The organism is Gluconacetobacter sp. (genome assembly GCF_047721585.1).
Taxonomy (GTDB): Bacteria; Pseudomonadota; Alphaproteobacteria; order Acetobacterales; family Acetobacteraceae; genus Gluconacetobacter; species Gluconacetobacter dulcium.
Map to the genome: position 1 here is coordinate 1 of NZ_JBDNXE010000147.1, position 8,794 is coordinate 8,794.

Annotated in this window: 7 protein-coding genes; 4 read left to right on the forward strand and 3 right to left on the reverse strand. The window is 61.6% G+C overall.

From position 1 onward, the window contains the following. The 3 genes from ABF821_RS18220 to ABF821_RS18230 form a co-directional block, all read right to left on the reverse strand. Positions 1-859, reverse strand: an 859-nt coding sequence (locus ABF821_RS18220; RefSeq protein WP_415531098.1) for a cbb3-type cytochrome c oxidase subunit I, incomplete at its 3' end; no start/stop codon positions are given. A 5-nt stretch (positions 860-864) separates the two neighbouring features. Next, positions 865-1,788 (reverse strand): ubiquinol oxidase subunit II, encoded by a 924-nt coding sequence (gene cyoA, locus ABF821_RS18225; protein WP_182974773.1) that lies wholly within the window; start codon positions 1,786-1,788, stop codon positions 865-867. A gap of 658 nt (positions 1,789-2,446) precedes the next feature. Beyond that, entirely contained in the window at positions 2,447-3,229 is a 783-nt protein-coding gene (locus ABF821_RS18230; RefSeq protein ID WP_182974772.1) for a Bax inhibitor-1/YccA family protein, read from the reverse strand. A 196-nt stretch (positions 3,230-3,425) separates the two neighbouring features. On the opposite strand from ABF821_RS18230, the gene thpR reads away from it, so the two are divergent. From thpR to ABF821_RS18250, 4 genes are all read left to right on the forward strand, one after another. Further along, on the forward strand, positions 3,426-3,968 hold the full coding sequence (gene thpR / locus ABF821_RS18235; RefSeq protein WP_415531100.1) for an RNA 2',3'-cyclic phosphodiesterase: 543 nt from the start codon (positions 3,426-3,428) through the stop codon (positions 3,966-3,968). Between the two features lie 372 nt (positions 3,969-4,340). Further along, positions 4,341-6,548, forward strand: a complete 2,208-nt coding sequence (locus ABF821_RS18240) for a PQQ-dependent dehydrogenase, methanol/ethanol family (RefSeq protein WP_182974770.1) — start codon at positions 4,341-4,343, stop codon at positions 6,546-6,548. A 57-nt stretch (positions 6,549-6,605) separates the two neighbouring features. After that, complete coding sequence (locus tag ABF821_RS18245; RefSeq protein WP_415531101.1) at positions 6,606-8,003, forward strand: c-type cytochrome; 1,398 nt, start codon at positions 6,606-6,608, stop codon at positions 8,001-8,003. Between the two features lie 91 nt (positions 8,004-8,094). After that, positions 8,095-8,794: NAD-dependent deacylase (locus tag ABF821_RS18250; RefSeq protein ID WP_415531102.1), on the forward strand; the 700-nt coding region annotated here is incomplete at its 3' end.

Here is an 8,794-nt window from a genome sequence, read left to right on the forward strand (position 1 = left end):
CTTCCGGATGTCCCCAGCCCCAGATCACGCTCAGATAGAGCATCTGGTTGCCGCCACCATCGTTGGTGAAGAAGTGCATGCCCAGGTAACGGTCCAGACCCAGCAGGCCCAGGGCCACGGTCAGGATCGGGAAGGAGAGCATGATCAGCACGCTGGTGCAGAAGATGGTCCAGGTGAACACCGGCATCTTCATGAAGGTCATGCCCGGAGCGCGCATCTTCACGATGGTGGTGAAGAAGTTCACACCGGTCAGCAGGGTGCCGACACCCGAAAGCTGAACCGCCCAGATATAGTAGTCGACACCGACCCCAGGGCTGAACTGCTGCTCGGACAGAGGCGGATACGCCAGCCAGCCGCACTGCGAGAACTCACCGATGAACAGCGACACGTTGATCAGCACGAAGCTGATGGTCGTCATCCAGAAGCTGAGCGAGTTCAGGAAGGGGAAGGCCACGTCGCGCGCGCCGATCTGTAGCGGCACGATCACGTTCATCAGCCCGGTCATGAACGCCATCGCCATGAAGAAGATCATGATGGTGCCGTGGGCCGAGAAGATCTGGTCGTAGTGATGCGGCGGCAGGTAGCCCGGATTGCCGGCATAAGCCAGCGCGAGCTGCGAGCGCATCATGATGGCGTCCGCGAAGCCACGGAACAGGGCGACCAGGGCCAGGACGATATACATCACGCCCAGACGCTTGTGGTCTACCGAAGTGAACCACTCTTTCCAGAGATAGCCCCACTTGCCGTAATAGGTGATGAGCCCAAGCACCGCCAGACCGGCGATCGCCGCACCGGCAAAGGTGCCGACAAGGATAGGCACATCGATCGGAATATCCGACCAGCTTAATTTTCCTAACATCGGTCCTATTCCTTCATATTCATGTCGGACATCGCGGACTGCACATGCAACATCTTGCCCGTGCTCTTATCCATGACCATGCCATTGTTGTACTTGGCCACGATCTGGTCGAACAGGCCAGGTTCGGCATGCGAGAAATACTCGACCGGATTCGCCTCGCTGGGCGCGGCCAGCTTGGAATAGTTCGAGTTGTCGAGCTGCTCGGACGCCGCCTTCACCTTCTGGACCCAGGCTGCGTAATCGTCGTTGCTCATCGCCAGCGCGCGGAAGCGCATGTCCGAGAAGCCCCGGCCGCTGAAATTCGCGGACTCGCCCAGATAGTTGCCGGCCGTATTGGCCACCAGGTGCAACTGGGTCTGCATGCCGGCCATCGCGTAGATCTGCGAGCCAAGCTGCGGAATGAAGAACGAGTTCATCACCGCGTCGGACGTGATCCGGAAGTCAACCGGCGTATTCACCGGGAAGGCCATCTGGTTGACGGTCGCGATCCCCTCGTCGGGGTAGATGAACAGCCACTTCCAGTCCAGCGCGACAACCTCGACGTGAATCGGCTTCACGTTGGCTTCTTCTTCAAGCGGACGGTAGGGGTCCAGAGAATGACAGGTCTGGTAGGTCAGCACTGCCAGGAAGAGAATGATCAGGGACGGAACGACCCAGATCACCACTTCGATCTTGTTCGAATGCGACCATTTCGGCAGGTATTCGGCACTCGTGTTCGAGTGACGATACTGCCATGCGAACAGCAGCGTCAGAACGATGACCGGTACGACCACAAGCAGCATCGCATAGGTCGAGGTCAGGATCAGGCTCTTTTCCTGGGCACCGACAGTACCCTTCGGATCGAACAGTGCCCAGTCACATCCCGCCAAGAGGAACGCTGAGGACAAACACAATAAACTCGATAATCTTGGCAAGATTTTTTTCTTCATCTCACGCCTCGTTGGTTTCGACATCACCCTTGCTCATATGCTCGCTTCGTTCACGGGCCCCCAAAGCAACAACGGCCATGCTTCACGTCTGCCGCGAATCCCGATGTGGGTCTCTCGCCGTCTGTTACATCCGTTGATATCCAACCGCCGTCTACCTCCCTCTTGGAATAGGAGGCCTTCGCCGGATCGATCCCGTCATGAGTTTTCGTCGGCTTCCTGGCCTTGATCCTGATCAAGGATCGGAATGGTCATACGTATTTTCCATCCCACCGAACCAGACCGGGCCTCATGTGCCGCCGCGTGCCTCGAGCGTCCTGTCTGCGCAGCTATCCTTTCGTCCATAGTTCTCTTACCGCCTTATCCGACCGGAAGGACCCCACAAGCAAGCCTTCACAGAATGTTTCAGATTATTTCGAAAAAGCCGAGGCGGTAGCAATAATTTGTTTTATTTCAATTGGATAGAATAAGATGCCTGACATCACATCCGCGTCATCTCACTCTTTCCTGGGAAGAATAAGTCTTATTTTGGACGAAATTTTATACTCCATATCACCACCCGCCTGATTTTTCGGCGTCGATCGGCGAGGGATAAAAAAAAGCCCCGCCTTTCGGCGGGGCCCTGATCGTCATGCGCGAGCCGGAAACGATTCGCGTGACCTCAATTGTTCTGGTTGTTACGCACACCCATGAACTGCAAGAGGAATTGAAAGAGGTTGATGAAGTTCAGATACAGCGACAAGGCATCGTAGACCGCCCGCTTGGCCGCACCGTCCGGCCCGTCATAATAGGCGAACTGCTGATACGTCATCTTGATCCGCTGCGTGTCGAACGCGGTCAGGCCGATAAAGATGAACACGCCGACGACACTGTAGAGCATATAGACCATCGGGCTGTGCAGGAACAGATTGACCACCCCCGCGATCACCAGCCCGAACAGGCCCATGATCAGGAACGAGCCGAAGCGCGTCAGGTCGGTACGGGTCACATACCCCCAGATCGACATGGCCGAGAACGTGCCGGCCGTGACGAAGAACACGCGCACCACCGAAACGCCGGTGAAGGTCAGGAGAATGCTGGACAGGCTGGCGCCCATGACGCCGCAGAACAGCCAGAACAGCATCTGCACCGCCTGCCGCGACAGCCGGTTCACCCCCAGCGACATGACCAGGACAAAGCCCAGCGGCGCGAACATCGCCAGCATGCCCAGCCCGGTCGGCCGCACGGCCACGCCACCGTTGGGCATCAGCATTTCGGCAAAGAACGCGCCCCGCAGACTCGTGTTGGCGACCAGGTAGGCCACAAGCCCGGTCAGCACCAGTCCTGACGCCATCCAGTTATAGACCCGGAGCATATAGGCACGCAGCCCCTGGTCGATGACTCCAGCGCCGACCCCGGTGCCTGCGGGTCGGGACATTGTTCGAAAATCCGGGCTGAAAGCCATGACATCCTTCCTTCGTCCGAGCAATTCCGGACACAACTGTAGCTGTGATGTGGGAGAAGCCGACGACATTTCAAGGAAAATCGTCTCGTTTCCGGATGACTTTTCCGCAAGATAGGCCCACCCGACATCAGACGGCCCATATTATAAGGCAACGGGCGGAAGCACCAAAGCCTTCCCCATGCCAGGAAGCACGACCGTGAGACTTTTCATCGCCCTCGGTGTTGGTTCCCCCCTCAGTGACGCCATCGCGGCCATGCGCGGCAGCCTGGCCGGTGTCCGATGGGTCGATCCCGCCACCTGTCACGTCACGCTTCGCTTTCTCGGCGAAGTCTCCGGCCGTGACCGGCTCGATGAGATCGACATGGCCCTCTCGGCCATCCGCGCTCCGAGCATCATCCTGCGGCCGGAAGCGCCGGGCGTCTTCCAGCGGGATGACGGCCGGCAAACCCTCTGGATCGGAATCGAACGCAGCGCCCCCCTGCTCCATTTGCACCGCAAGGTCGATACCGCTCTGCGCCGCTCGGCAGGCATGGAAATCGAACGCAGGCGCTTCATGCCGCACATCGCCATCGGCACAATCACCTCACCGGCACCCGACCTGCTCGCTTCCTGGCTGGCCCGCTGGTCCCCCCTGCCCCTTCCGCCCGTCGAAGTCCCGCGCCTGACCCTTTTCCGATCGCTGCGCGGCCCAGACGAGCCCGTTTATGAAAGTCTGGCCGAGTACGATCTGGCCCGGTGACAGGATTCTCATCCGCCCTCAATTCCGGTTCCGCCAAAAACCCGACACCCAATTTCATCCGGATTATGAATATATATAATTACATTAATGCATATTAATGTTGTGCCCAGAGACCGGAAATATATGATACATCGCCGACCGACTGTAAAAAAAAGGCATAAAATCAGTCTGATGAGCGACAACATGCTCTTGCGTCACGGGTTCCGTGACCCCCCATCACATCCCGATGTGTCAGGGCATGCCTCCCGGAGCACACAAAATCGTCAGAAGACTGAATTTTCAGCCCCAGTATGGTCGCCGTGGGCCTGCTTCCTTCCGGTCAAGGACCGGGGCTGTCGGGCTATATTTTTTATTGTCACGAGGACATCGGACATGATGCGAGCTGCTTTCCGGAAAGGACGTTCTCTGCGAGGAACGCTTGCCGCCGGAACGATATGCGCCGTCACACTGTGCGGCTATGCCGCCATTGCGGCTGACCCTGTTGCAAACGATACAGGAGAGGCGATCATCCATGCCGATGACCATCCTGGCGATTGGATGACATACGGCCGGACCTATTCCGAGCAGCGCTATAGCCCGCTCGACCAGATCAACCGCTCCAATGTCGGCAATCTGAAGCTGGCCTGGTATTACGATCTGGACACCAATCGTGGCCAGGAAGGCACACCGCTCGTCGTCAACGGCGTCATGTACGCGACGACGAACTGGAGCAAGATGAAAGCCCTCGATGCGGCCACGGGCAAGCTGCTGTGGGCGTACGATCCGCGGGTGCCCGGCAACATCGCCGACAAGGGCTGCTGCGATACCGTCAATCGTGGCGCGGCCTACTGGAACGGCAAGGTCTATTTCGGCACGTTCGACGGCCGCCTGATCGCGCTGGATGCCAAGACCGGCAAGCTGGTCTGGAGCGTCAACACCATCCCCACCGACGCCGCACTGGGCCATCAGCGCTCCTATACGGTTGACGGTGCGCCGCGCATCGCCCGCGGCCGTGTCATCATCGGCAATGGCGGCGCGGAGTTCGGCGCCCGCGGCTTCGTCTCGGCCTTCGACGCCGAGACCGGCAAGCTCGACTGGCGCTTCTTCACCGTTCCGAATCCCGAGAACAAGCCCGATCACGCCGCGTCCGACAGCGTGCTGATGAACAAGGCTTACCAGACCTGGAGCCCCACCGGCGCCTGGACCAAGCAGGGCGGCGGCGGCACCGTGTGGGACTCGATCGTCTACGACCCGGTGACCGACCTGGTCTATCTGGGCGTCGGCAACGGCTCGCCGTGGAACTACAAGTTCCGCTCCGACGGCAAGGGCGACAATTTCTTCCTGGGCAGCATCGTGGCGATCAAGCCCGATACCGGCGAGTATGTCTGGCACTTCCAGGAAACGCCGATGGACCAGTGGGATTACACCTCGGTCCAGCAGATCATGACCCTCGACCTGCCGATCAATGGCGAAATGCGCCACGTCATCGTGCATGCGCCCAAGAACGGCTTCTTCTACGTCATCGACGCCAAGACCGGCGAGTTCCTGTCGGGCAAGAACTATGTTTACGTGAACTGGGCCAGCGGCCTGGACCCGAAGACCGGCCGGCCGATCTATAATCCGGAAGCCCTGTGGACCCTCACCGGCAAGGACTGGTACGGCATCCCTGGTGACCTGGGCGGTCATAACTTCGCGGCGATGGCCTTCAGCCCGCGCACCGGCCTGGTCTACATCCCGGCGCAGCAGGTTCCGTTCGTGTATTCCAACCAGGTCGGCGGCTTCAAGGCCCATCCGGACAGCTGGAATCTCGGCCTGGACATGAACAAGGTCGGCCTGCCCGACAAGCAGGACGTCAAGGACGCCTTCATCAAGGATCTGAAGGGCTGGATCGTGGCCTGGGATCCGATCAAGCAGCAGGAAGCCTTCCGCGTCGATCACAAGGGACCGTGGAACGGCGGCATCGTGGCCACCGGCGGCGACCTTCTGTTCCAGGGCCTGGCGAACGGCGAATTCCACGCCTACGACGCCACGAACGGCAACGACCTGTTCACCTTCGCGGCACAGAGCGGCATCATCGCACCGCCGGTCACCTATCTGGCGAACGGCAAGCAGTATGTCGCCGTCGAAGTAGGCTGGGGCGGCATCTATCCGTTCTTCCTGGGCGGCATCGCGCGCACCAGCGGATGGACCGTCAACCATTCCCGCGTCATCGCCTTCTCGCTCGACGGCAAGGCCAAGCTGCCCCCGCAGAACGACAAGGGCTATCTGCCGGTCAAGCCGCCCGCCGAATTCGACGAGAAGCGGACGGATAACGGCTACTTCCAGTTCCAGACCTATTGCGCGGCCTGCCATGGCGACAATGGCGAAGCCGGCGGTGTTCTGCCCGATCTGCGCTGGTCCGGCGCGATCCGCCACCAGGACGCGTTCTATAACGTCGTCGGTCGCGGCGCGCTGACGGCCTACGGCATGGATCGCTTCGATTCCTCGATGTCGCCCACGCAGATCGAGGATATCCGGCAGTTCCTGCTGAAGCGCGCCAACGAAACCTACCAGAGGGAGGTTGATGCCCGGAAGAACGCGGAAGGCATTCCCGCACAATGAGACACTTCCGCTCGATCTTCCGTTTTTTCCGCATCAACGCGACGCATGGTGAACAGAATGCTCAACAGGCTTAAAGTTGCGATCGGCACGGCGGCGTTCAGCCTCCTTGCCACCGCTGCAATGGCTCAGGCGCCCGATCAGGCGCTGATCGACAAGGGCGCCTATGTCGCCCGCCTGGGTGACTGCGTGGCCTGCCACACCGCCCTCCACGGACAAGCCTATGCGGGTGGCCTGGAGATCAAGAGCCCGATCGGCACGATCTATTCGACCAACATCACGCCCAGCTCCGACGGTATCGGCGGCTACAGCTTCGAGGAATTCGACCAGGCGGTCCGCCACGGCATCCGCAAGGACGGTTCGACGCTGTATCCGGCCATGCCCTACCCGGCCTTCTCGCGCATGACGCAGGACGACATGCGCGCGCTCTATGCGTATTTCATGCATGGCGTGAAGCCGGTGGCCCAGCCCAACCGGGCCAACGGGATTTCGTGGCCGATGTCCATGCGCTGGCCGCTGGCGATCTGGCGCACGCTGTTCGCGCCGGCTCCGGCCGACTTCAAGCCCGCGGCCGGCACCGATCCGGACGTGGCGCGCGGTGAATATCTGGTCACCGGCCCCGGCCATTGCGGCGCCTGCCATACCCCGCGCGGCTTCGCCATGCAGGAAAAGGCGCTGGATGCCAGCGGCGGCCCGGTCTTCCTGGCCGGCGGCGCGCCGATCGACAACTGGGTGGCGCCCAGCCTGCGCAACGACCCGGTGGTGGGCATCGGGCGCTGGTCCGAGGACGATCTGTACTACTTCCTCAAGACGGGTCGTATCGATCATTCCGCCGTCTTCGGTGGCATGGCCGACGTGGTGGGCTGGAGCACCCAGTATTTCACCGACGACGATCTGCGCGCGATGGCCAAATACCTGAAGAGCCTGCCGCCGGTTCCCCCGGCCCAGGGCAATTACACGTATGATGCCTCGACCGCCGACATGCTGAACGCGGGCAAGACCACCTCGTCTCCGGGCGCCGACGTCTACCTGCGCGAATGCGCCATCTGCCATCGTAATGACGGCGGCGGCGTGGCCCGCATGTTCCCGCCGCTGGCCGGCAACCCCGTCGTCGCGACGGAAAATCCGACCTCGCTGGTCAATGTGGTCGTCCATGGCGGCGTGCTGCCGCCGACCAACTGGGCGCCGTCGGCGGTGGCTATGCCGGGCTACGGCAAGACGCTGTCGGCCCAGCAGATCGCGGATGTGGTCAACTTCATCCGGACCGGATGGGGCAACCATGCGCCGGCGAACGTCACGGCGGCCGATGTGGCGAAGCTGCGTGACGTCGGTGCCGCGATCGGCGGAAGCGGCTTCGGCGCACCGAGCAGCAGCTGGCTGCTTCTGCACCCGCAGCCCTATGGCGCAGGCTGGACCTTCGCACCGCAGACCCATGCCGGGGTGGACGAGGCGCAGTAAACAGCGTCCGACCAGCCAGGTCTCTTTTCAGCCGCCGCGGGGCCTCCCCGCGGCGGTTTTCTTATGTCCGGCGATCGGGCATAGATAAAACATGACTCAGCATCATCCAGCGGACCGCATCGTTGTCCTGACAGGTGCCGGAATCAGCCGGGAATCCGGCCTGGAGACGTTCCGTGACGCCGACGGCCTGTGGAGCCGGCATAACATCGCGGATGTCTGCACACCCGAAGGCTTCCGCCGGGACCCGATGCTGGTCGACCGGTTCTATAACGGGCGCCGGGCGGAACTGGCGGGCGTCCACCCCAACGCCGCCCATCTGGCCCTGGCGGAACTGGAGCGAGCCGCGCATGACGGGCGCTGGAACGGCGAACTCCTGATCGTCACCCAGAATATCGACGATTTGCACGAACGCGCGGGCAGCCGCAACGTGCTGCATATGCACGGTGAATTGCGGCGGGTCCGCTGCACGTCCTGCGGCGCCACCCCCGAATGGCTGGGCGACTGCCTGCCCGACACCCCCTGTCCGGCCTGCCACCGTCCCACCCTGCGCCCCGATGTGGTCTGGTTCGGTGAGGTGCCGCTTCATATGGACCGCATCGAAACCGCCTTGGCCGGCTGCGACCGCTTCGTGACGATCGGCACCTCCGGCACGGTCTATCCAGCCGCCGGCTTCGTGGCTCAGGTCCGCGACCATGCCGAAACGATGGACATCAACCTCGACCCACCCCCGGGGCCCCCCCGGGTCGCCCGCCCGCGGGTAGGCCCCGCCGCCCCCCTGGTGCCCCCATGGG